19 protein-coding genes, 1 tRNA gene and 1 other RNA gene are annotated in these 21,684 nt (G+C 72.5%); 6 read left to right on the top strand and 15 right to left on the bottom strand.

Annotated elements, in window-relative coordinates; translation table 11 throughout:
- The first annotated feature begins 28 nt into the window (after nucleotides 1-28).
- The 3 genes from ISU07_RS04330 (at nucleotide 29) to ISU07_RS04320 (ending at nucleotide 2,403) form a co-directional block, all read left to right on the top strand.
- Entirely contained in the window at nucleotides 29-307 is a 279-nt protein-coding gene (locus ISU07_RS04330; protein WP_194705471.1) for a hypothetical protein, read from the top strand.
- 265 nt (nucleotides 308-572) lie between these two features.
- Nucleotides 573-1,715: a glycoside hydrolase family 6 protein gene (locus ISU07_RS04325; RefSeq protein WP_194705470.1), complete on the top strand. Its 1,143-nt coding sequence runs from the start codon at nucleotides 573-575 to the stop codon at nucleotides 1,713-1,715.
- A gap of 100 nt (nucleotides 1,716-1,815) precedes the next feature.
- Nucleotides 1,816-2,403, top strand: a complete 588-nt coding sequence (locus tag ISU07_RS04320) for a hypothetical protein (RefSeq protein ID WP_194705469.1) — start codon at nucleotides 1,816-1,818, stop codon at nucleotides 2,401-2,403.
- 3 nt (nucleotides 2,404-2,406) lie between these two features.
- On the opposite strand, the gene ISU07_RS04315 is transcribed toward ISU07_RS04320, so the two are convergent.
- The 7 genes from ISU07_RS04315 to ffs all read right to left on the bottom strand — a co-directional run bounded on the left by ISU07_RS04315 (nucleotide 2,407) and on the right by ffs (nucleotide 8,545).
- Entirely contained in the window at nucleotides 2,407-3,450 is a 1,044-nt protein-coding gene (locus ISU07_RS04315) for an aspartate-semialdehyde dehydrogenase (RefSeq protein ID WP_194705468.1), read from the bottom strand.
- Entirely contained in the window at nucleotides 3,447-4,718 is a 1,272-nt protein-coding gene (locus tag ISU07_RS04310; protein WP_194705467.1) for an aspartate kinase, read from the bottom strand. Before ISU07_RS04310 ends, ISU07_RS04315 begins: the two co-directional genes overlap by 4 nt.
- Nucleotides 4,719-4,797: 79 nt before the next feature.
- Nucleotides 4,798-5,433: a DUF5063 domain-containing protein gene (locus ISU07_RS04305; protein ID WP_323742422.1), complete on the bottom strand. Its 636-nt coding sequence runs from the start codon at nucleotides 5,431-5,433 to the stop codon at nucleotides 4,798-4,800.
- Between the two features lie 11 nt (nucleotides 5,434-5,444).
- Nucleotides 5,445-6,041 carry a recombination mediator RecR gene (gene recR / locus ISU07_RS04300; protein ID WP_194705465.1) on the bottom strand — a complete coding sequence of 199 codons (597 nt, stop codon included), beginning with the start codon at nucleotides 6,039-6,041 and terminating at the stop codon, nucleotides 5,445-5,447.
- Between the two features lie 9 nt (nucleotides 6,042-6,050).
- On the bottom strand, nucleotides 6,051-6,410 hold the full coding sequence (locus tag ISU07_RS04295) for a YbaB/EbfC family nucleoid-associated protein (RefSeq protein WP_194705464.1): 360 nt from the start codon (nucleotides 6,408-6,410) through the stop codon (nucleotides 6,051-6,053).
- A gap of 17 nt (nucleotides 6,411-6,427) precedes the next feature.
- Nucleotides 6,428-8,308: a DNA polymerase III subunit gamma and tau gene (locus ISU07_RS04290; protein WP_194705463.1), complete on the bottom strand. Its 1,881-nt coding sequence runs from the start codon at nucleotides 8,306-8,308 to the stop codon at nucleotides 6,428-6,430.
- 146 nt (nucleotides 8,309-8,454) lie between these two features.
- Nucleotides 8,455-8,545, bottom strand: an RNA gene (gene ffs / locus ISU07_RS04285) — signal recognition particle sRNA small type.
- 158 nt (nucleotides 8,546-8,703) lie between these two features.
- Between ffs and ISU07_RS04280 the strand changes: the two genes are divergently transcribed.
- Both ISU07_RS04280 and ISU07_RS04275 read left to right on the top strand, forming a co-directional pair.
- Nucleotides 8,704-8,792, top strand: a tRNA-Ser gene (locus ISU07_RS04280).
- Between the two features lie 195 nt (nucleotides 8,793-8,987).
- Nucleotides 8,988-9,368 (top strand): cupin domain-containing protein, encoded by a 381-nt coding sequence (locus tag ISU07_RS04275; RefSeq protein ID WP_194705462.1) that lies wholly within the window; start codon nucleotides 8,988-8,990, stop codon nucleotides 9,366-9,368.
- Between the two features lie 11 nt (nucleotides 9,369-9,379).
- On the opposite strand, the gene ISU07_RS04270 is transcribed toward ISU07_RS04275, so the two are convergent.
- The 8 genes from ISU07_RS04270 to ISU07_RS04235 all read right to left on the bottom strand — a co-directional run bounded on the left by ISU07_RS04270 (nucleotide 9,380) and on the right by ISU07_RS04235 (nucleotide 17,501).
- Nucleotides 9,380-10,621, bottom strand: coding sequence for a S8 family serine peptidase (locus ISU07_RS04270; protein ID WP_194705461.1), 1,242 nt, complete (start codon nucleotides 10,619-10,621; stop codon nucleotides 9,380-9,382).
- Nucleotides 10,622-10,660: 39 nt separating this feature from the next.
- Nucleotides 10,661-12,076 (bottom strand): type VII secretion protein EccB, encoded by a 1,416-nt coding sequence (gene eccB, locus ISU07_RS04265; protein ID WP_194705460.1) that lies wholly within the window; start codon nucleotides 12,074-12,076, stop codon nucleotides 10,661-10,663.
- Nucleotides 12,077-12,085: 9 nt separating this feature from the next.
- Nucleotides 12,086-13,453, bottom strand: coding sequence for a type VII secretion integral membrane protein EccD (gene eccD / locus ISU07_RS04260; RefSeq protein WP_194705459.1), 1,368 nt, complete (start codon nucleotides 13,451-13,453; stop codon nucleotides 12,086-12,088).
- Between the two features lie 5 nt (nucleotides 13,454-13,458).
- Nucleotides 13,459-14,766 (bottom strand): hypothetical protein, encoded by a 1,308-nt coding sequence (locus ISU07_RS04255; RefSeq protein ID WP_194705458.1) that lies wholly within the window; start codon nucleotides 14,764-14,766, stop codon nucleotides 13,459-13,461.
- A complete protein-coding gene (locus tag ISU07_RS04250; protein ID WP_194705457.1) occupies nucleotides 14,756-15,205 on the bottom strand; it encodes a hypothetical protein in 450 nt (149 codons plus the stop codon). The genes ISU07_RS04255 and ISU07_RS04250 overlap by 11 nt, the downstream gene beginning before the upstream one ends.
- An 80-nt stretch (nucleotides 15,206-15,285) precedes the next feature.
- On the bottom strand, nucleotides 15,286-15,582 hold the full coding sequence (locus ISU07_RS04245; RefSeq protein WP_194705456.1) for a WXG100 family type VII secretion target: 297 nt from the start codon (nucleotides 15,580-15,582) through the stop codon (nucleotides 15,286-15,288).
- Nucleotides 15,583-15,617: 35 nt separating this feature from the next.
- Nucleotides 15,618-15,944 (bottom strand): WXG100 family type VII secretion target, encoded by a 327-nt coding sequence (locus ISU07_RS04240; protein ID WP_194705455.1) that lies wholly within the window; start codon nucleotides 15,942-15,944, stop codon nucleotides 15,618-15,620.
- 150 nt (nucleotides 15,945-16,094) lie between these two features.
- On the bottom strand, nucleotides 16,095-17,501 hold the full coding sequence (locus tag ISU07_RS04235; protein WP_194705454.1) for a hypothetical protein: 1,407 nt from the start codon (nucleotides 17,499-17,501) through the stop codon (nucleotides 16,095-16,097).
- Between the two features lie 69 nt (nucleotides 17,502-17,570).
- Between ISU07_RS04235 and eccCa the strand changes: the two genes are divergently transcribed.
- Nucleotides 17,571-21,596, top strand: a complete 4,026-nt coding sequence (gene eccCa / locus ISU07_RS04230; protein WP_323742421.1) for a type VII secretion protein EccCa — start codon at nucleotides 17,571-17,573, stop codon at nucleotides 21,594-21,596.
- Nucleotides 21,597-21,684 lie beyond the last annotated feature (88 nt).

Below are 21,684 nucleotides of genomic sequence, written 5' to 3'. Positions count from 1 at the left end.
CAGATACCCACACCCGTAGGAGCCGAACATGCGCATCATCGTCCCGAGCCTGGCCGTGGCGGCCGGCCTCGTCCTCCTCGCGGCACCCTCCCACGCCACGCCTGCCACCGGCGGGTGCCCCACCGGCAACCCGCGCTTCGCTCTCTTCGACGTCGCCACTGAGCCCTACGCCGTGGACAACGCAGTCGACGCGAAGGGCAACAACGACGGCTGGGTCTGCGCGCTGCCTCTGTACACCGTCCTGGACGAGAACGGGAACGAGCTCCCCTACTACAACTTCATCGACAACGTCGTGCCCCTCAAGTGAGCGCGGGGCGAGCCCCACCCGTCTCGCCCGTCCCACCATCGACGCCCCGCCGATCCGGCGGGGCGTCGCTCGTCTCCGGGCCAACTGGTCTGATCCAGTCCAGACCGATGGTCAAGGTTTCGCGGAACCCGTCATGTGGGCCGCCCACGCATCGCAGACTCCTGCCAACCAGATGTCCGGGGGGACGTCTTGGGGGGAACTTCCAGCCCAGCTCCACCAGCAGGAGTCCAACCCGATGCGCACCCTCCGAGCTCTACGCACCCCTGTGGCCGCCACGGCCGCGGTGATGAGCCTCGCTCTCGCCGCGACGACCAGTGGCGCGCAGGCGGACACGCGGACGGCCGCGCCCTCGTCCCACTCGACCCAGCAGCGCGGACCGGACAACGAGAACTACGACCCGCCGGTCTACTCGCCGACCACCCAGACGACGTACGTCGGGACTCCCGGCAACCCGCTCGTCCGCGGGTGGGGCGTGTACCAGGGCTTGGCCGAGATGGCCTGGCTGCCCTACGTCGTCGCCAGCCCCGACCAGCAGAACCTGCTGGACAAGATCGTGCAGCGCCCGAAGGCCACGTGGTTCGGCCACTGGCAGTCCGACAACGACATCACCGACCGCGTCCGGAAGTACATCGAGCTGACCACCGGCGGCGACCCCGACGTGCTCGTCCAGACCTCGATCTTCCGCATGGACCCCTGGGAGGGCGAGGCCTGCACACGCCTTCCCTCGGCGGCCGAGCAGGCGTCGTACAAGAAGTGGATCGACGGCTTCGTCGCCGGTGTCGGCGACGCCCACATGGCCGTGATCATGCAGCCGGACGGACCGTTCGCCCTGTGCGCCCCCGGCGGCTCGAACCTGCCGGCGCACATGATCCGGTACGCCGTCCGGATGCTCAGCGCCCTGCCCAACACCAGCGTCTACATCGACGCCGGTGCGGCCGACTGGAACCGTGACGACCCGCAGAAGGCGGTGCGCATGCTGTTCCCGATGGGCATCCGGTGGGCCCGCGGTTTCGCGCTGAACAGCACGCACTACGACTCCACCGAGCGTCAGGTCCGGTACGCCGCCGAGGTCTCGCAGGCGCTGGCCAAGCGCGGGATCCCCGACAAGTACGGCGTGATCAACACCGCGTCCAACGGCAAGCCGTTCAAGGGCTACAAGTACAACGGCCCGAACTTCGACAACGCGCGGGCGTGCACCTCGACCAGCGACAAGCACTGCGTCACGCTCGGCATCCCGCCGACCGTGGACGTCGCCGACCCGAAGTGGGGCCTGAACCCGCACGACCGCCGGCTCGCGGCCCGGTACGTCGACGCCTACATGTGGTTCGGCCGTCCGTGGCTCTACAACCAGGCGTCGCCGTTCGACATGAACCGGGCTCTGACCCTGGCGCGCACCACGCCGTACTGATCCACCTCTCACACCGCAGGTTTGCCGCGGGGGCCTCAGAGGCGCCGCGCGGACGTCCATCCCGGGCACGTCCGCGCGGCGCCGTGGGACACTGCTGGGCATGCCGGACGAGCCGTCACTCGAGCTGCCGTCGCTGTTCCGGCGCAAGAAGCGGCCGGTGGCCGAGGATGACGCGCCCGCCCCGGTGGTCGAGGAGCGACGAGGTCCCGCCCTGGTCGAGCAGGGACGCAGTCCCGTCTCGAAGCCACCCGAGCCGGAACCACCCGCCGGGCCCGTCGAGGCCCCTCGCCCCCCGCGCGGACCGCTGCTGTCCCCGCTGCCGGCCGCGATCCTGACCGGCGCCGTGGTCGGCCTGGTCACCGTCGGACTGGTGTGGCTGACGCTTCGCGGCTGCTCCAGCCTGCGGGGCACGTCGTCGTGCGGAGGGCTCGGGGTCGTGGTGCTGCTGGCGATCTTCGTGGTCGTGGTGCTCGCCGGACGTGCGCTCCTCGGGATCCTGGGGGTGCCCGATGCGGGCAGCACGTCGTTCTTGGCGATGGCCGTCGTGGCCGTGGTCGCGCTGCTCTTCGTCAAGGACCTCGAGAGCACGACCAGTGCCGGCGTGCTCGCCGTCGTGACCGCGCTGGCGTTCGGGGTCTCGCAGTGGGTGACGTCGAGCTTCACCGAGCCCGGCGACCGGCCGCGCTGAGGATCAGCGCCCCGCGACGACCAGCTCGGCGATCTGCACGGTGTTGAGCGCCGCGCCCTTGCGCAGGTTGTCGTTGCTGACGAAGAGGGCGAGCCCACGGTCGTCGTCCACGCCGGGGTCCTGCCGGATCCGGCCGACGTACGACGGGTCCTTGCCGGCGGCCTGCAGGGGGTTCGGTACGTCGGAGAGCTCGACGCCGGGCGCACCCGCGAGCAGCTCCTTGGCCCGGGCGACGGTCAGCGGCCGCTCGAACTCGGCGTTGATCGCCAGCGAGTGGCCGGTGAACACCGGCACCCGCACGCAGATGCCGGACACCCGGAGGTCCGGGATCTCCAGGATCTTGCGCGACTCGTTGCGGAGCTTCTTCTCCTCGTCGGTCTCGTCGAGGCCGTCGTCGACGATCGAGCCGGCCAGCGGGACGACGTTGTAGGCGATCGTCCGGACGTACGTGGCCGGCTCCGGGAACGCGACCGCCTCGCCGTCGTAGGCCAGCTCGCGGGCCTTGTCACCGGCCGCAGCCACCTGGGAGGCCAGCTCCTCGACGCCGGCGACCCCGGAGCCGGAGACGGCCTGGTAGGTCGCGGCGACCAGGCGCACCAGCCCCGCCTCGTCGTGCAGCGGCTTGAGCACCGGCATCGCGGCCATGGTGGTGCAGTTCGGGTTGGCGATGATCCCCTTGCGGGCCCCGGTCATGGCTCGCGCGATCGCGTGCGGGTTGACCTCGGAGACGACCAGCGGGACGTCGGGGTCCATCCGGAACGCCGAGGAGTTGTCGACCACGATCGCCCCGGCCGCGGCGAACACCGGGGCCAGCGCCCGCGAGGTGGTCGCACCGGCCGAGAAGAGCGCGACGTCCAGGCCGCTCGGGTCGGCGGTCGCGGCGTCCTCGACCACGACCTCCCGGTCGCCGAAGGGCAGCACGGTCCCGGCCGAGCGGGCCGAGGCGAAGAAGCGGACCTCGTCGGCGGGGAAGCCCCGCTCGAGGAGGATCTGGCGCATCGCGACGCCCACCTGCCCGGTGGCGCCGACGACTCCGATGGAGGTCATCTGCCGGTACCGCCGTACACGACGGCCTCGACCTCGTCGGCGTCCAGGTCGAACGCCGAGTGCGTGGCCTGGACCGCGGAGTCCACCTGCGCCTCGTCGACGATGACCGAGATGCGGATCTCCGAGGTGGAGATCATCTCGATGTTCACGCCGGCCGACGCCAGCGCCGCGAAGAACCGGGCCGTGATGCCCGGGTGGGACCGCATGCCGGCGCCGATGAGGGACACCTTGCCGATCTGGTCGTCGTACAGGAGCTTGTCGTAGCCGACCTCGTCCTGGATGCGTGCGAGTGCGCCCATCGCGGTCTGGCCGTCCTCGCGGGGCAGCGTGAACGAGATGTCGGTGAGGCCGGTGGCGGCCGCCGAGATGTTCTGGACGACCATGTCGATGTTGACCTCGCCGGCGGCCAGCGCCTCGAAGATGCGCGCGGCCTCACCGACCTTGTCGGGGACGCCGACGACGGTGATCTTGGCCTCGCTCCGGTCGTGCGCGACGCCGGCGATGATGGCCTGTTCCATGTCCGTGCCTTCCGTGGGATCGGCCACGACCCAGGTCCCCTCCTTGGTGGAGAAGGAGGACCGGACGTGGACGGGGATGCCGTAGCGGCGGGCGTACTCGACGCAGCGCAGGTGCAGGATCTTCGCCCCGGACGCGGCCATCTCGAGCATCTCTTCGTGGGAGACGCGGTCGAGCTTGCGGGCCGTCGGCACGATGCGCGGGTCGGCGGTGAAGACACCGTCGACGTCGCTGTAGATCTCGCACACCTCGGCGCCGAGAGCCGCGGCCAGCGCGACCGCGGTGGTGTCGGAGGCACCACGACCGAGCGTGGTGATGTCCTTGGTGTCCTGCGAGACACCCTGGAACCCGGCCACGATCGCGATCGAGCCGTCCTCGAGCGCCTTCACGATCCGGCCCGGCGTGATGTCGATGATCTTCGCCCGCCCGTGGGCGGAGTCGGTGATCACGCCGGCCTGCGAGCCGGTGAACGACCGCGCCTGGTGGCCGAGCTGGGCGATCGCCATCGCCAGCAGCGCCATGGAGATCCGCTCACCGGCGGTGAGCAGCATGTCGAGCTCGCGCGGCGGCGGCAGCGGCGTCACCTGCTCGGCGAGGTCGCGGAGCTCGTCGGTGGTGTCCCCCATCGCGGAGACGACCACGACCACGTCGTGGCCGGCGCGCTTGGTGTTCACGATGCGCTGGGCGACCCGCTTGATGCCGGTCGCGTCGGCCACCGACGAGCCGCCGTACTTCTGCACGACAATGCCCACGGGTATCTGTCCTCGTGCCGATCGATCTGCTGGTGGGGCGCGTCCGGCGCGTCGTTGCGCGGGACGGCGAACCCTGAGTCTAACGAGCCTCGTCGACCGGCTCGGCCAACATCTCATCCGCCGCGGCGACCTGCTCGGCGTCGACGTCGGCCACGTCGGTGTCGAGGCGGTCGTGGGCGACGACCGAGAGCAGCGCGTTGAGCAGGGCGCCGGCGAGGTTGCCCCACGAGGAGACGTAGGAGAACTGCCACCACCACAGCGCCTCGTCGACGTCACCCGAGCGGTAGTGGCGCAGGCCGTTCTCGAGGTCGGAGGCGATACTCGTCAGGTCGTCGGACAGGCTGCTGTCGACGACCTCGGGGTCGTAGGGGTCGAACACCAGGCTGTAGGTGTCCACGCCGCCGAACAGGGTGGCCAGCCGCAGCCGCATGTCGTCGAGGTCGGACTCGGGACCGACGTCGGGCTGGTACTCCGAGCGCGGCTCGAAGTCGACCTGCGCGCCGAGCCGGGCACCGGCCAGGAGCACCTGGCTGATCTCGAGCAGCAGCAGCGAGATCACCGTCCCGCCGTCCTGCTCGCGCGACGCCGCGCGCAGCGCGATCAGGAAGCTCTCCACGGAGTCGGCGATCGACGCCGCGAAGTCCTCGGTGGTGCTGTCGAGGGTCTCGATGGCCTCGATGTCCTCGACCGCCTCGAGGAGCTCGTCCTCGGTCACTCCTGCTCCCTTCATTCAGCAGAGCGCCTTCCCGCAAAAGCCCGTCCGAGGGTCACCTCGTCGGCGTACTCCAGGTCGCCACCGACCGGGAGGCCGCTGGCCAGACGGGTGATCCGCAGCCCGAACTCCCTGAGCATACGGGTGAGGTACGTGGCCGTCGCCTCACCCTCCAGGTTGGGGTCGGTGGCCAAGATGACCTCGGTGATGGCGCCGTCGGCGAGCCGGACCATCAGCTCGCGGATGCGCAGCTGGTCGGGTCCGACGCCGTCGATCGGCGAGATCGCGCCGCCCAGCACGTGGTAGCGACCCTTGAACTCGCGGGTGCGCTCGATGGCCACCACGTCCTTGTACTCCTCCACCACGCACAGCACTGTCTGGTCGCGCCGCGGGTCGCGACAGATGCGGCACTGGTCGTCCTCGGAGACGTTGAAGCAGATGGTGCAGAACTTCACGCGGGCCTTGACCTCGACCAGGACCTCGGCGAGGCGGCGTACGTCGACCGGGTCCGACTGCAGCAGGTGGAACGCGATCCGCTGCGCGCTCTTGGGACCCACGCCCGGCAGCTGGCCGAGCTCGTCGATGAGGTCCTGGATGATGCCTTCGTACATCGGGGTCGGCTAGCCGCCCAGTCCGGGCATGCCACCGGCCAGCGGGCCGAGGGTCTGGCTGGCGAGCTGGTCGGCGCGGCCCTTGGCGTCGCGGTAGGCCGCGACGATCAGGTCGCCGAGGTCGGCCAGGTCGTCGGCGCTGCTGCCGTCGAAGCCGCCCTCCTTGATCGAGACGCCGACGAGCTCGCCGACGCCGTTGACCGTCACCGAGACCGCCCCGCCGCCGACCGAGCCCTCGACCGTCGTCTCGGCGAGCTGGGTCTGGGCGTCCTCCAGCCGCTCCTGCATCTGCTGGGCCTGCTGGAGCAGGGCGTTCATGTCGAAGCCTCCGCCGCCGAGGGCGTCGAAGGGGTTGTTCTCCTGGGTCATGTCCGGGCCTTCCGGTGTTAGTGGTGCTTGATTTCCTCGATCACCTCGGCGCCGAGCTGTTGCTGGAGGAGCTCGGCACCGGCGAGACCGGAGGCGTCGATGTCATCGTCGTCGGGATGGGCCTCGGCGTCGGCCGCGGCGCGCGGGTCACCGGTGGTGTCGCTCCCTGGCGCCCGCGTCTGCTGGATCGCCTCGCGGGCCCTGGTCGCGGCCGTGGGATCGGTCTGCGGCGGCTCGACGGCGACGGTCGGCTCGGGATCGGGAGCCGGGGCGGCCGGTGGCGGAGCCTGCGCCGGCTGGGCGCCGGGGTCGACGATCGTCTCGACCTTCCAGTCGCTGCCGACCACGTCGATGGCCGCCTGCCGGACGATCTCCGCGCTGCCGCCGCCGTCGAACGACTCCCGCGCCCCGGCGTTGCTGAACCCGAGGGTGAGCGTGACGCTGTCGACCGCCACCACCTGGGCGTGCTGGGTGAGGTGGATCCAGGTCAGCCGGCGCCGGGCCTTCACGGCCTCCACGATGTCGGGCCACAGGCGGCGTACGTCGACCAGCGCGAGCGCACCGGCGGGCTCCGGTGCGGGCACGGGCTCGGGATCCGGCATCGGAGACGGAGCCGGGGACGGCTCGGGATCCGGGACGGGTGTGGGCTCGGGAACCGGCGCCGGTGCGGGCGTCGGCTCCGGCGCCGGGACGACCGCCGGTGCGGGCGGCGTGCTCGCGGCCGGTGCTCCGCCGATGGCGACGCGACGCTCGAGGCGCTCGAGGCGGGCCATCACGCCGTCGTGGCCGTCGGCGCCGGGCAGCAGCACGCGTGCGCAGATCAGCTCGAGCAGCAGGCGAGGTGCCGTGGCGCCACGCATCTCGGTGAGGCCGGTGGCGACCAGGTCGGCCGCGCGGCTGAGCTCGGCCGCCCCGAACCGGGCGGCCTGCGCGACCAGCCGCTCGCCGGCGTCCTCGGCCACGTCGATGAGGCCGGTGGCCGGGGCGTCGGGGACCGCGGAGATGATCACCAGGTCGCGCAGCCGGCGCAGCAGGTCCTCGGCGAACCGGCGCGGGTCCTGGCCCGTCTCGATGACCCGGTCGACGACCGCGAACACCGACGCCCCGTCACCGGCCGCGAACGCCTCCATCACGTCGTCGAGCAGCGCGTCGGGGGTGTAGCCGAGGAGTCCGGAGGCCAGCGCGTAGGTGACGCCCTCGGGACCGGCGCCGCCCATCAGCTGGTCGAGCACGCTGAGGGTGTCCCGCGCCGACCCGGCACCGGCGCGCACGACCAGCGGCAGCGCGGCCGGCTCGATCGTGACACCCTCCTTGGCGCAGAGGTCGGTGAGGTACGTGGAGAGCAGCCGCGGCGGGATCAGCCGGAACGGGTAGTGGTGGGTGCGCGAGCGGATCGTCGCGAGCACCTTGTCGGGCTCGGTGGTGGCGAACACGAACCGCAGGTGCGGCGGCGGCTCCTCGACCAGCTTGAGGAGGGCGTTGAAGGCCTGCGGCGTGACCATGTGCGCCTCGTCGACGATGTAGACCTTGTAGCGGTCGCGGACCGGCGCGAAGAAGGCCTTCTCCCGCAGGTCGCGCGCGTCGTCCACACCGTTGTGCGATGCCGCGTCGATCTCGATCACGTCGAGGCTGCCCGGCCCGCCGCGCGCCAGCTCCCGGCAGGACTGGCACTCGCCGCACGGGTCGGCCACCGGCGCCTGCTCGCAGTTGAGCGTGCGGGCGAGGATCCGCGCGCTGGTGGTCTTGCCGCAGCCGCGGGGCCCGGAGAACAGGTAGGCGTGGTTCACCCGGTTGGCCGCCAGCGCCGCCCGCAGCGGCTCGGTGACGTGGTCCTGCCCGATGACCTCCGTGAAGGTCTCCGGCCGGTAGCGCCGGTACAGGGCAAGGGGCGACTCCACCCCTGAACCCTAACCAGCGCCGCCGACAAGCGTGAGGGGGCCGAACTTCGGCGTCGTTCCTGCCGCTTTGGCGTCGTTGCAACGACGCCGAACGTCCGGGATACCCGCTCGAGCGGGTATCGCGACCCCAAGACCCCCGGACATGAAAAGGCCCCCCACGTACCCGGCAGAGCGCGCCTACCCTTGCTGCCTTCCGGCCCTGGGGGAGTTCGGCATGATGCCGCCACATGGGGGGTTGCCGAGGAGTCTAGGTGAGCGGTTCGTACGCCACCAATCGGCCGGCCAGGCGTCGGGTCGGGTGCCTGAGGACGCGCCAGAGCGCGTCGTGGGGCACCCGACCCAGCTGCCGGCGGGCGATTTCACCGCTCGGCGAAGCCCCCGGTAGCCTCCTGCGCGGAGGATTCGCCTAGTGGCCTATGGCGCTCGCTTGGAAAGCGGGTTGGGTTAACAGCCCTCAGGGGTTCGAATCCCCTATCCTCCGCCATTCCAGACTCCCCACCGGCTGATCCGCACTGCGGATCACTCGGTCCCCGCCGCGAAATCCGCTCGGTTCCGCTGCTGCGCCGCGGATACCGCGGCACCCGGCCGTCGGGCGACAGCAGCCCGTAAGGATTGGGCCTCCCGCGCGGCGACGGCCGGTGCCAGCATCGACCCATCCGAAGAAACACCTGGAGGAGAGATGGACACTCAGCACGCCGCCCTCATCAAGCGGTCCTACGACGAGCCGGACGAGAGGCGTACGCCGCCGCTCTCCACGGTCGACGTCGTCCATCTCGGGAACGGCATCTCGTCGGCACGGCTCACCCTGCAGCCCGGCTGGCGCTGGTCCGAGGCGATCAAGCCCGTGGTGGGCACCGAGCTCTGCGAGGTCCACCACGTGGGTGTCGTGCACGCCGGCCGCATCGGCGTCTCGCACGGCGACGAGACCATGGAGCTCGGCCCCGGCGACACCTACGTCCTCGAGCCCGGGCACGACGCCTGGGTCATCGGCGACACGGCGTTCGTCGGCTACGAGTTCGACAGCAAGGCGGCCGACTCGTACGCCACCGTCGACTCCTGAGGCAGGACGCCTCAGTCGCGGCGCCGGGCCAGCACCGGCCGCAGCATCAGGGCCAGCACCAGCGCGGCGCCGCCCAGGATCGCGGTCCACAGGGCCGTGTGACGGAGGGAGGCCAGCGTGTCGACCTCCGGTTCGGGGGCACGAGCACGGGGGTTCTCGTCGCGGGCGGAGCGGGTGTCGGACACCCGCCCGTCCGCGCCGGGGACGAGTGGCCGCGTCAGCGCCTCGAGCGGCTGGACGACTCCGGCGCCGGTGAGCTTCGTCGGGTCGTCGGTCGTGCCGGAGGCGGTGTTCACCAGCCGCGCCACGACCTCGTCCGCGGTGTCCTTCGGGTACCGCGACCACAGCAGCGCCAGCACCCCGCTCACCTCGGCGGCCGCCCAGCCGGAGCTGATGTCCTGGAGCGTGCAGGTGCTGCCGTTGACGGCCAGCACGACCGAGCCGTACGTCGGCGCCGCGACGTCGGTGGCCGAGCTCGCGGCCACGTTGACCAACGGGTCGGTCCCCTCGGGTGCACCACCGCCGGTGGCGTTCACGCCGACCACTCCGTCGTACCCCGCCGGGTAGACGTCCTTCGCCACGTCCTCGCCGGGCACCGCCGACGGGTGTGCCTCCATCGGCCCGGTCGCCCCCCGGTTGCCGGTCTCGGCGACCACCACGACCCCGGCCGCTCGGACGGCCGCCACCGCGGACGCCAGCTCGCCGGATGGCGCGACCGACATCGACACGTTCGCGATCCGGATGCCGTCGGCACTCGCATGTGCGGCCACCCAGCGCAGTCCGGCCGCCAGGGCGGCGGACGACGGCGGCTCGCCGTCGAGCGACGCCTCGTCGGTCGTGTCGTACACCCGGACGTCCAGGATCCCGGCCGCGGGCGCGACGCCGACCGGTCCACCGGCGGAGTCGGGCCGCGGGGCACCCGCGATGAGCGCCGCCACTGCGGTGCCGTGCGGGTCCTGGATCTCGCCGCCGCGCGAGATCGCCGTGCCGCCGACGACCGGGACGCCCCCGCCCTGTCGGGAGACGCCGGAGTCGAGCACCGCGACGTTCACGCCGGCACCCGAGCGCGCGATGCCGCCCACCAGAGCCTGCGCATCGGGGATGCCGAGCCGGTCCAGCGGCAGGCTCGGGTCGCTCGTGGTGACCACGTCGTCGCCGACGCTCTCGCACAGCACGCTGTCCAGCGCCCCCGCCGGGGACGGGACGGCCAGCACCGAGGCGACCACACCGGCCGCCACGAGCACTCGGGTCACCGGTCGACCCTCATGGGCCGACTCTCATGGGGCCGACTCTCATCGGCACGCCTTGCCGTTCGGCCGGACCGGCGGGCAGAGGGCGTCGGCGACGGAGAGGTTCACGCCGGGGTCGAACAGCTTGACCCAGGAGTCCGGGACCACCGGCGCGTCGTACCCCGCGTACCCGAGGTTGTCCGCCGCGTCCGCGCCGACCAGCGGGTAGCTCACGCCGTTGGCGTCGACCAGGAACGGCGACCCGTCGTCGGTGCTCGTCCACGCGCCCGACAGCACGTAGGCCCCGCCGCCGGCGCTCACGGACACCGCCCGCTGCTGAGCCGGTACGTCGCGCGAGGACGCGTCGGCGGTCGGCCGCACACCGAGCGCCACCACCGGCACCTGCCCCGCGGTCGCGGACAGCTCGGCGCAGTAGTCGCCGCGCACCTGGGTGAGCGTCTGCTGCGGCCAGTGCGCCTCCCGGTTCGGGACCAGCCGGGCGACGCCGATCCGGTCGGCCGTGAGCTCCTGCACCGGCCGGCCGTCGATCTCGGAGTTGCGCAGCACCGCCAGCGAGAACGCGTCCAGGGGCACCGGACCCTTCGGGGCGAGCACCACGCTCTCGCCCGGCGTGGTCACGATGTCGCCGACGCGGGCCCTCGCCGGGATGCCCGTCGAGCCGCCGGCGTACGGCGCCGGCTGACCGGCGCCGTCGATGCCGAACGTCTCCCAGGCCAGCGCACCGCCCACGGGCCAGAGGCGCAGCCAGTCGGCCGACACCTTCATGGCGTCGGCCCCGACGCTCAGGCCCAGGTCGCGCAGCATGTTGTCCTGGGCGCCCGGGTCGCGGGGCAGCGCGAACGTGTAGGCACTCGGCTGCTCGCCCCCGCTGGTCGCGGCCTGCGCGACGACGTACCTCGTGCCCTGGCTCTCCACCAGGAACCCGGAGTCCGGCGCCGTGGCCACACCCGGCGGCGAGGCCAGCCGCAGCCGCAGACCGGTGCCGACCGACGTGCAGGCGGTCCAGCCGGTCTCGACGAGCTCGGAGGTGTCGGGCACCTGCGCCGGCGCGTCGAGGATGCCGATCGGCTCGCCGATGCGCTCGGCGTTGATGGCCTTCTCCGAGACGTACGTCGGGTCGGCGTCGGCGCCCAGGATCAAGCGGGCCGAGGTGATGTTGACGACCGGCCGGATGACCAGGCCGCCGCCCTCGGGCGTGCTGACGAGGTACGGCTGGCCGCGGTCCTTGGAGATCACCAGGCCCGGCTGCTTCCAGTCCGCCTCGTCGCGGCCGAAGATCAGGCCGGTCACCGCGCCGCCGGCGACGACGAGCAGCGCCAGCGCCAGGCCGCCGACCAGCGCGCGGCCGGGCCTGGCCGGCTCGACCTCGCGGCCGCCCGGCGCGCCGGACACGAACGCCGTGACCAGACGACGCCGGCTGAACTGGTGCGCCTCGACGAGGTCGCGCTTGGTGGCCACCGCCCGTCCCTAGCCGACGGCGTCCAGCAGGCCGGTCGCGACGACCAGCAGGGGGAGCAGCGAGAGCAGGGCGATCGTCTCGGCGACGTCGCCGAGCCGTCCGCGGCGTACCGACGGCGAGGCCGGCAGCAGCGTCGCCGCCAGCAACAGGGCACCGGTCGCCGCCAGCGCCACGGCTGCGACGGGGCGCCAGTCGGGGTGCAGCCACAGCATCGCGACGCCCACGGACAGCAGGCCGAGCACGCCGGAGACCAGGCCGACCAGCACCTCGGTGCCGGTGCGGTACTGCCGCGTCCGCAGCATGACGACCAGGCACGCCATCACCGCCAGCACGGTGCCGGCGACGCCGGTCGACACGGCCAGCGGCGCGACCAGGACGAGCAGCAGGCCGACCGTCGCCGAGACCCCGACGAGGATCTCGTGGGCGGTGCGTGCGTCGGCGCCGATCTGCTCGGGGTCGATGTCGTCGGGGTCGGCGGTGATGTCCGCGACGGTGAACAGCTGGTCGACGTTGGTGCCGGTGGCGCCGAGCGCCAGCCACGGGAAGACGCTGCCCACGAGCACGACGAACACGAGCGTGCAGACCAGGACGACGGCGGGGTCGAGGTCGAGCTGCGCGGTGGCCAGTCCGGCGGCGACGAAGACCGCGCCCACCACGACCGGAGGGATCACCAGCGTGCGGCCCTCGCCGAGGCCGACGAGGGCGACCACCCCGGCGACCAGGGCCGCGCCCCCGGCCGCGGCGACGGGGTACCCGAAGAAGGGGTCGTCCCAGGCCCACATGAGACCGGCCACCGCGGCATACCCGGCGCCCATCCACGCCACCGCGACCGCGGCATCCGCCTCGTCCTGACCGCGCGACAGCACGATCGCGCCGACGACGAGCGCCAGCGCGACCAGGCCGGCCGCGGCCACCGCCACGGTCGACTCGTGCTGGATGAGCAGCGCCAGGGCACCGAGGGCCATCAGCAGGCCGGCGGCACAGAGCGCCGTACGCCGCCCCGTCTCGGGTGACCACGGCTTGAGGTCCCTCTCGACGACGTCGGCCATCGCCTCGACCACGTCGTCGTACACGCGAGGGCTCGGGTCGGCGACACCGGCGGTCACCGTGATGACCCCGCCGTCCTCGACGCCCTGGATGGTCAGGCCCGCGTCGGGGGTGAGCTCGCGTCCGTCCACGGTGACGAGGCGGTACCCGCCGTACACGGTGGTCGCGTCCAGCAGCCCGACGCTGCGCGCCAGCTCGGGCACCAGCTCGGCGACGGGGACGGCGCCGGGGAGCACCAGGTCGACGCGACGGGTCCCCGAGGCGACGGTCACCCGGACGAGCCCGGAGGCGCCGACGCCGCCTGGCGAGCTCAAGGGGGCCTGGGTCATCGGCGTCAGTCAATCACTCCCGAGCTCGCGCCCTCGTCGTCGATCCAGTCCCGGTCCTCGTCGAACAGCTCGACCGTCGCGGGCGTGCGCTTCTTCTTGTCCTTGTCCTTGCCGCGGCCCGAGCCACCGGCTCCGGTCCCACCGGCACCGCGTCGGCCGGCCGCGCCGCGCGAGCCGCCGCGGCCGGTGCCGCCGGAGGCCGCGCCGCCGGCCATCGAGCCGCGCGAGCCGGCGGTCCCGAGCGCGCCTCGGGCCGACCCGGCCGTCCGGCCGGAAGCACCGAGGATGCCGCCGCTGCGCAGGCCGCCGGTCGCGCCGGCCATCCCGGCCGCGCGAGCGCCGGCGCCGAGACCGCCGAGGATGCCCGCGCCGGCGACGCCGCCGACGGCCATCCCGCTCAAGGAGCCCGCCGAGACCGCGGGGGTCGGGGCCAGGTCACCGATGGGCGTGGTCGCGCCCGGCGCGGCGTACGGCGTCCCGCTCGGGTGCGGGGCGAGGCCGCCGCCGGGTCCGACGTGGCCCGGATGGTAGCCACCGCCCCCCGGAGCCACCGGTGTCGGCGTCGGGATGTGTGGCGTCGGGGTCGGCGTCGGCGTCGGGGTGGGGGTCGGAGTCGGCGTGGGAGTCGGCGTCGGGTGGGGGTGCGGGTGCGGGGTCTCCGGCGGGACGTGCGGTGGCACACCGGGCGTCGTGGGCGTGCCGCTCGAGGTCGAGGGCGTGCCGCCGGTCGGCATGATCGGCCCGGTGCTCGAGCCTCCGCCGCCGCCGGGACCGCCTCCGCCGACCTGGTCGTCGGGCACCTTCTCCATGACCGCGATGGCGTCCTTCCACGCGGTCTCGACCTTGTCGGCGTGCTGCTGCGACTTGGTCTCGCGGGCGTCGGCCCACGAGTTGTAGAGGTTCATCTGCCCTGAGTAGACCTTGAGGTCGCGCATCTGGTCGGCCTCGTCGTCGCCGGGCTTGCTCGGCGGGAACTCGGGCTTGTCACGCTGGTCGCCGTCCAGCTCGGACACCGCGGCCTGGGCGTTGCGGGTGACGGTGACGGCGTGCTGCAGCGCGGAGTGGATGGCCTCGATGTCGTCGGCGCGCTGGTTGACCTTCTCGCCGACCGCCTTGAACGCCTCGAGCGCGGAGGTGACGGTCTTCTCGGGGAGGTTCTCGCTGACCGGGGTGGAGACCGCGATCAGGGCCTCGCCGACCTCGCGCAGCTTCTCCTTGGCCTTCCGCCACTCGTCGAGCTCGTCGTCGATCGCGCCGTCGAGGCTGGCGCCGGCGATCAGGTGGCGCAGTCGCTGCTCTTCCTTACCCGCCATGGGTCTCACCCCCGTGGTGCTGGCCGTCCCCGTCGTTGTGCGGGTCGTAGGTGTTCAGGTGCGTGTTGTGGGCCTGGATCGTCAGCGCCTTCAGCAGCATCTCGTCGCCGATGGTGCCGTCGGTCGAGGTGATCCGCTTGGCCGCGGTGTCGATGCCGTCGGCGAACTGGCCGAGGTCCTGCGACACGTTGTCGAGCGAGCGCGCCATGATCCCGTAGACCCGGCGGTGCTGGTGGCTCATCGTCTGGCCCAGCGGGGAGGTGCCGAAGCGGCCCTCGGCCGACTCGTCCTGCTGGAGGCCGTGCTCGTCGAGGAAGTCCTGGGCGGTCTTGAGCTTCTTGACCGCCTTGTCGATCTCGTCCTGGGACAGCTCGATGCCGTCGTTCTTGGCCGCTGCCGCGATCTTGGTGATCAGGGCGCCGAAGTCCAGGAATCCCATCGGGTGTGCTCCTCGTGCTGGGTGTCTCGTGCCGACTGGGACCGGCAGTGCACTACCGGTCCCAGGAGGGCTGTGGGTGCTCAGGCCTTCGGGATGTCCTGGAAGAGCCCGGCGTTGTTGGCGTCGGTCTTGTGGTACTCGACGTTCGCGTTGCCGACACCGGTCGCGGCGTCCTGCAGGTGGTTGATCATCTGCGTCAGCGACTCGTCCCACTGCGTCTTGGCGGGGATGTAGGAGGCCTTCGCCTGGCCGCCCCACGCCATCACGTCGTTGCGGATGTCCTGGTCGAGGGAGTCGAGGACGCCCTTGATCTCGCGGGCCTTGGCGACCATGTCCTGGGCCGCGATCTCCAGCGCCTTGTGGTTGACGGAAATCATGTCGGAGTTCTCTCTTTCTCGAAGTCAGCCGACGGCTACTGGTTGAGGTTCTTGTTGAGGGCGAACATGTTCGCCGCCTGCGTCGAGTCCTGCTCCACCGACGTCTTCTGCGTGGTGGTGAGGGAGTCCTCGAAGCGCTGGAGCAGGTCGGTGATGGTCTTCTGGCGGTCCTGCCACTCGATCATCAGCTTGCCGAAGGCGCCGCCGCCGTCGCCCTGCCAGTCGCGGTGCATGTTGCCCAGCTGGGTCTGCAGCTCGCCGGCCTTCTTCTTGAACTCGCTCTGCGCGAAGTTGATGCGCTCACCGATCCGGACGATGCCATCGTGATCGATGTCCATGACCCTGGGGTCGTCGCCTGCCATGGGCTCCTCCTCTGTTCTCCCGAGCGACCCGGTGGCTGCCCGAGCTGGTGTTCCTGGTTCCCGGTCGATCGGGACAACGCGTACCTACCCGTGCCCGATGCGGCTAAACCTGGAAGTCGGTTTCCCACAGGCCGCTTCCGGCTTTCGGCATCACGAGGTGGATTCCCACAGGATGCGGAAGAAGCCCGCCGCGACGACCACGGCGGCGATGGCGAACGAGCCCACGACGCCCTCGGCGACCTCGGCCCGGCGCGACCACCAGGCCGACCGCCAGCCGCGGCCGGTCGCCACCGCCACGAGGACGAGGAGCACGGCGAGCGCGACCGCGGCGACCGCGACGCCCAGCCACTGGCCGTCGGTCAGCACCGGCACGACGGCCCGTGCGAGCGCCACCCAGGAGAACAGGCCCGCCATCCTCAGCAGCTGACGGGCCGCCGTGTGCCGGTAGCTGCGCGCACTGAGCAGCAGCCCGGCGCCGCACAGGAGCACGAGCACCCGTGCGCCGACCCGGTCGATGGGCAGGTCGGCGGCCTCGAGCAACAGCGGAGATGCCACGGCCGAGACGGCGAGCACGGCAGCGGCCGACGCGGTGATGATCGCCGAGCCGCGGGCCGCCACCGCGACGACGGCGGCCTCGGGTACGACGACGCGGCCACGCCGGCTCCTCGGCCTCTCGCGCGCGGACCAGGCCGTGATGGCCAGCCGGTCCATGTCGATGAGGAAGCTGTCGGGGACGTCGACCGCCAGGCCGGGCACCACGCGGGCAGCCAGCATCGCCAGCACCAGCAGCAGCGACCAGGTGACCCGGGGCGGGAGGTCGGCCAGGGTCGCCAGTGAGGTGAGCACGAAGAGCCCGCCCCCGGTCGCCATCCAGACCCGCGCCGCCGCGTCGGTGCCGGCGTCCAGTGCTCGGGCGACCGCGGCCGCCACCGCCGCCGCCAGCCCGGTGATGCCGAGCACCAGCGGCAGCTTCTCCGGGTCGGTCTCGGCCAGGAGTGCGAACGCCGCGGCCCCGGCGAACGCGGGCGCGGCCAGGGCCCGGACGTGCCGGTAGGCGCCGATCGGCAGCACGCCGAGGAAGGCGCCCACGAGCAGCACGTCGACCGCCACGTCGTGCAGCCGGTCGGAGGCGGAGCGCGCGGCGAACCAGCCGGCGAGCACCGCGACCGCGGCGGCCAGCGAGAGGACGAGCACCGAGATCGGACCCGCCTCCGCGCGACTCGTCAGCGATCCTCCGGGTCCGCGCCGCGTCGTCCTCACCGACGAATCGCGAGGGGGGCGGTGGACGGTCGTGCTGGCGACGAGCAGGTCGCCGCTGTCGACGCCGTGGTCGACGAGGAGCTCGTCGGCCGCCAGCGGCTCGCCGAGCTCGGTGTAGATGAGCGGGATCGCGGGCAGGCCGGCCTGCGCGGCGTACTCGCGGGCGACGTCGGTCGCGACGGCACCGGCAGGCACGAGGAGGTCGATCGAACCGAGGGGCCCGTGGACGGTCAGCGCGAGGCTCTGGTCGCCGCGACGCCCCGCACGACTACCGGCACCCCCGAGGTGACCTGCCATGCGGGGCAGGGTAGTCCGCCCTCGCGCCTATCATCGAGCGACTGATCCGGGCAGGTGGCAGGAGGCAGCGTGAGCACGACGCTTCGGGGCGGGCGGCTGGACCAGCCGGAGATGCCCACGGGCGAGATCGTCCTCCAGGCGCCGCCGCAGCTCGAGCAGCACGAGGGCGCCGGCGGCGTGCTCATGAACGCCATCCCGATGCTCGGCAGCCTCGGCTCGATCGTGCTGGTCGCCAGCATCGGCGGTGCGGCCGGAGGCGGCCGCAGCTACCTCGCGGCGGGCATGTTCCTGTTCGCCACGGTCGGCTTCGTCGTCGTGCAGATCGACCGGCAGCGCAAGCAGCGCACCCAGCAGGTGACGGGGTCGCGGACGGAGTACCTCCGGTACCTCGCCAACATCCGCAAGGTGGCCCGCGAGGCGGCCGACCAGCAGCGTCGGGCGCTCACCTGGATGCACCCCGCGCCGTCCGCGCTGCCCGCCCTCGCCGAGGAGCGGTCGCGGGTGTGGGAGCACCACTCCTCCGACGCGAGCTTCCTGCACGTGAGGTACGGCCTCTGCTCCCAGCCGCTGGCGCTCGAGCTGGTCGCCCCGGAGACGACGGTCGTCGACCAGGTCGACCCGGCCGCGGCGTCGGCCCTCCACCGGCTGCTGGTCGTGCACCGGCTGCTGCCGAACCTGCCGGCCTCGATCGACCTGCGGGCCTTCGACCGCATCGAGCTGTGCGGCCCCGAGGACGAGGCCCGGTCGCTGGCGCGCGCGATGATCTGCAGCGCCGCGGCGTTCCAGTCGCCCGGCAACCTCGAGATCGCGGTGCTCACCTCCGAGCAGAACCTCGCCCACTGGGACTGGATGAAGTGGCTGCCGCACGCGCTGTCCTCCCAGCAGAGCGACGCCGTCGGGCCGATGCGCATGGTGTCGACGTCGCTGAACGACCTGGCCGGTCTGCTGCCGCCCGACCTCAGCGAGCGGCCCCGCTTCGGCGCCGACGAGCGGCCGGCGACCCCTCACCTCTTGTTCGTGGTCGACGGCGGCGCTCTGCCGCCCGGCAACCACGTCGTACCTCCCGACGGGCTGCACGGCGTGACGGTGCTGGACCTGCCCGCGCGCTGGGACGAGATGGACGACGCGTCGTGCCTGCGGCTGCTCTTCGAGTCCGACGTACCGATCGACGAGGGGCGCCTGCCCATCAGCGCCCTGCGACTGCGCGAGGCACCCGTGAAGGCGCTCGCCGACCAGTGCGACCAGGCGACGGCCGAGGCCTTCGCCCGGCGGCTGACCCCGCTGCACGTCGTGACGGCCGGGGTCTCCGAGACCGGCAGCGGCGAGATCTCCGGACCGATGGACTTCATGGACCTGCTCGGCCTCGGCGACGTGCACGCCTTCGACCCGGTGCTGGCCTGGCGCAACCGGCCGGCTCGTGACCGGCTGCGCGTGCCGATCGGCCTGGGCGACGGCGGCAGCGTGGTCAACCTCGACATCAAGGAGTCCGCCCAGCAGGGCATGGGCCCGCACGGCCTGGTGATCGGCGCGACGGGCTCCGGCAAGTCGGAGTTCCTGCGCACGCTGGTGCTCGGGCTGGCGCTGACCCACTCCCCCGAGCAGCTCAACATGGTGCTCGTCGACTTCAAGGGCGGCGCGACGTTCGCCGGGATGGCGGAGATGCCGCACGTCTCGGCGGTCATCACGAACCTCGCCCAGGAGCTCACGCTCGTCGACCGCATGCAGGACGCGCTCTCCGGCGAGATGGTGCGACGGCAGGAGCTGCTGCGCGAGTCGGGCAACTACGCGTCGATCCGCGACTACGAGAAGGCCCGGGTCGCCGGCGAGCCACTCGCGCCGCTGCCGTCCCTTTTCATCGTGGTCGACGAGTTCTCCGAGATGCTGACGGCCAAGCCGGAGTTCATCGACCTGTTCGTCGCCATCGGCCGGCTCGGCCGCTCGCTCGGACTGCACCTGCTGCTCGCCTCCCAGCGTCTCGAGGAGGGCCGGCTGCGCGGCCTCGAGTCGCACCTCTCCTACCGCGTCGGCCTGCGCACCTTCAGTGCCGCGGAGTCGCGGGGCGTGCTCGGCGTGCCGGACGCCTACGAGCTGCCGCCCGTGCCCGGCCTCGGGTTCCTGAAGCCGGACCAGTCGACGCTGCTGAGGTTCAAGGCGGCGTACGTCTCCGGTCCGCCCACCGCTCGCTCCCGAGCTCGTCGCGAGGACGGTGGCACGGTGCGCGGGATCCTGCCGTTCACGATCTCCGAGGTGCAGACCCTCGAGCCGCCGCGCCAGGACGACGAGCCGGAGCCCTTCGAGACGCCTCGTACCTCGGCTCCTCAGGAACCACCGGTCGTCGAGCCGCCGCAGGGCGAGCAGGCCTCGCTCCTCGACGTCGCCGTCGACCGGATGGAGGGCCACGGCCCCGAGGCGCACCAGGTCTGGCTGCCGCCACTGGACGTCCCGGACACCCTCGACGACCTGATGCCCGACCTCGTCGAGGACCCGGTCCTCGGCCTCGTGTCACCGCAGTGGCGCAAGCTCGGGGGTCTCTCGGTGCCCCTCGGCACCGTGGACCGCCCGCGCGAGCAGCGGCGCGACACCCTCACGGTCAACCTCGGCGGCGCGACGGGCCACGCGGTCGTGGTCGGCGGGCCGCGCAGCGGCAAGAGCACGCTGCTGCGCACCCTCGTCACCTCGCTGGCGCTGACGACCACGCCGCAGGAGTCCCAGTTCTACGTGATGGACTTCGGCGGCGGCGCCTTCGCCCCGCTCGTCGACCTGCCGCACGTCGCCGGCATCGGCACCCGGTCGGAGCCCGACATCGTCCGCCGCATCGTCGCCGAGGTGACCGGCATCGTCGACCGGCGCGAGGCGTACTTCCGGGCCCAGGGCATCGACTCCATCGAGACCTACCGGTCGCGCCGGGGCCAGGGCCGCGCCGACGACGGGTACGGCGACGTGTACCTCGTGGTGGACGGCTGGAGCACCCTGCGGGCCGACTTCGACGAGGTCGAGATGCAGCTCCAGCAGCTGGCGGGCCGCGGCCTGACGTTCGGCTTCCACCTGCTCGTCGCCAGCAGCCGCTGGGCCGACTTCCGCGCGGCCATGCGCGACACCTTCGGCACCCGCCTCGAGCTGCGTCTCGGCGACCCCCTCGACTCCGAGATCGACCGCCGGGTCGCGGCCCTCGTCCCGGTGGGGCGACCCGGGCGCGGCCTGGTCACCAGCAAGCTGCACTTCCTCGGCGCCCTCCCGCGCATCGACGGCGTCCCCGGCGCGGAGACGCTCGGCGACGGCGTGGAGGACCTGGTGAAGCGCGTGTCCGTGGCCTGGAAGGGGCCGCAGGGTCCCAAGCTGCGCCTGCTGCCGGACCGGGTGGACCTGTCCGCGCTCGTCGCCGCCGTGCCTCCCCAGGACAAGCGGCTGCTCCTCGGCGTGAACGAGAAGGAGCTCGCGCCGGTCGGCCTCGACCCCGAGAGCCAGCCGCACTTCCTGGTGTACGGCGACGGGCAGTCCGGCAAGAGCGCCGTCCTGCGCGCCTACCTGCGCGAGGTGGTCCGCACGCGCACCCCGAAGGAGGCCCAGCTGGTCGTGGTCGACTACCGGCGGTCGCTGCTGGGCGAGGTGCCCGAGGACTACCTCCTCAACTACCTGACCTCGGCGACCCAGGCGACGCCGACGATCAAGGACCTCGCGGCGTACCTCGAGTCGCGCATCCCCGGCCCCGACGTCACCCCCGACCAGCTGCGCACGCGGTCGTGGTGGAAGGGCGCCGAGGTGTACGTCGTCATCGACGACTACGACCTGGTGTCCACCCAGCAGTCCTCGCCGATCGCGCCGCTCCAGCCGCTGATGGCGCAGTCGCGCGACGTCGGCCTGCACGTGGTCGTCGCGCGACGTTCCGGCGGCGCCGGCCGCGCGTCGTACGAGTCCGTCCTCCAGTCGATGCGCGAGCTCGCCATGCCCGGCCTGATGCTCTCGGGGTCGCCCGACGAGGGCGTGCTCATCGCGACGATCAAGCCGCAGCCACTCCAGCCCGGCCGCGGCCGGCTGTGGACCCGGGAGCGTGGCGTCGAGGTCGTCCAGGTCGGCTGGACCGAACCCGCCCTCTAGCTCGACTGCTCTAGTCCCCTAGGTACCCGTGACCCTTCCCGGTGCCGAGGTACCACGGCTAGGTTGCGCGGATCGGTGCGGCGTGCGG

The organism is Nocardioides islandensis (genome assembly GCF_015352455.1).
GTDB classification, from domain to species: domain Bacteria; phylum Actinomycetota; class Actinomycetes; order Propionibacteriales; family Nocardioidaceae; genus Nocardioides; species Nocardioides islandensis.
This window is presented reverse-complemented; position numbering and strand designations above follow the sequence as displayed.

Bases quoted from the DNA above. Each gene is read 5' to 3' on its own strand.
- ISU07_RS04330 (WP_194705471.1), top strand. From the start codon at position 29: ATGCGCATCATCGTCCCGAGCCTGGCCGTGGCGGCCGGCCTCGTCCTC.
- ISU07_RS04320 (WP_194705469.1), top strand. From the start codon at position 1,816: ATGCCGGACGAGCCGTCACTCGAGCTGCCGTCGCTGTTCCGGCGCAAG.
- ISU07_RS04315 (WP_194705468.1), bottom strand. From the start codon at position 3,450: ATGACCTCCATCGGAGTCGTCGGCGCCACCGGGCAGGTGGGCGTCGCG.
- recR (WP_194705465.1), bottom strand. From the start codon at position 6,041: ATGTACGAAGGCATCATCCAGGACCTCATCGACGAGCTCGGCCAGCTG.
- ISU07_RS04295 (WP_194705464.1), bottom strand. From the start codon at position 6,410: ATGACCCAGGAGAACAACCCCTTCGACGCCCTCGGCGGCGGAGGCTTC.
- ISU07_RS04275 (WP_194705462.1), top strand. From the start codon at position 8,988: ATGGACACTCAGCACGCCGCCCTCATCAAGCGGTCCTACGACGAGCCG.
- eccD (WP_194705459.1), bottom strand. From the start codon at position 13,453: ATGACCCAGGCCCCCTTGAGCTCGCCAGGCGGCGTCGGCGCCTCCGGG.
- ISU07_RS04255 (WP_194705458.1), bottom strand. From the start codon at position 14,766: ATGGCGGGTAAGGAAGAGCAGCGACTGCGCCACCTGATCGCCGGCGCC.
- ISU07_RS04250 (WP_194705457.1), bottom strand. From the start codon at position 15,205: ATGGGATTCCTGGACTTCGGCGCCCTGATCACCAAGATCGCGGCAGCG.
- ISU07_RS04245 (WP_194705456.1), bottom strand. From the start codon at position 15,582: ATGATTTCCGTCAACCACAAGGCGCTGGAGATCGCGGCCCAGGACATG.
- ISU07_RS04240 (WP_194705455.1), bottom strand. From the start codon at position 15,944: ATGGCAGGCGACGACCCCAGGGTCATGGACATCGATCACGATGGCATC.
- ISU07_RS04235 (WP_194705454.1), bottom strand. From the start codon at position 17,501: ATGGCAGGTCACCTCGGGGGTGCCGGTAGTCGTGCGGGGCGTCGCGGC.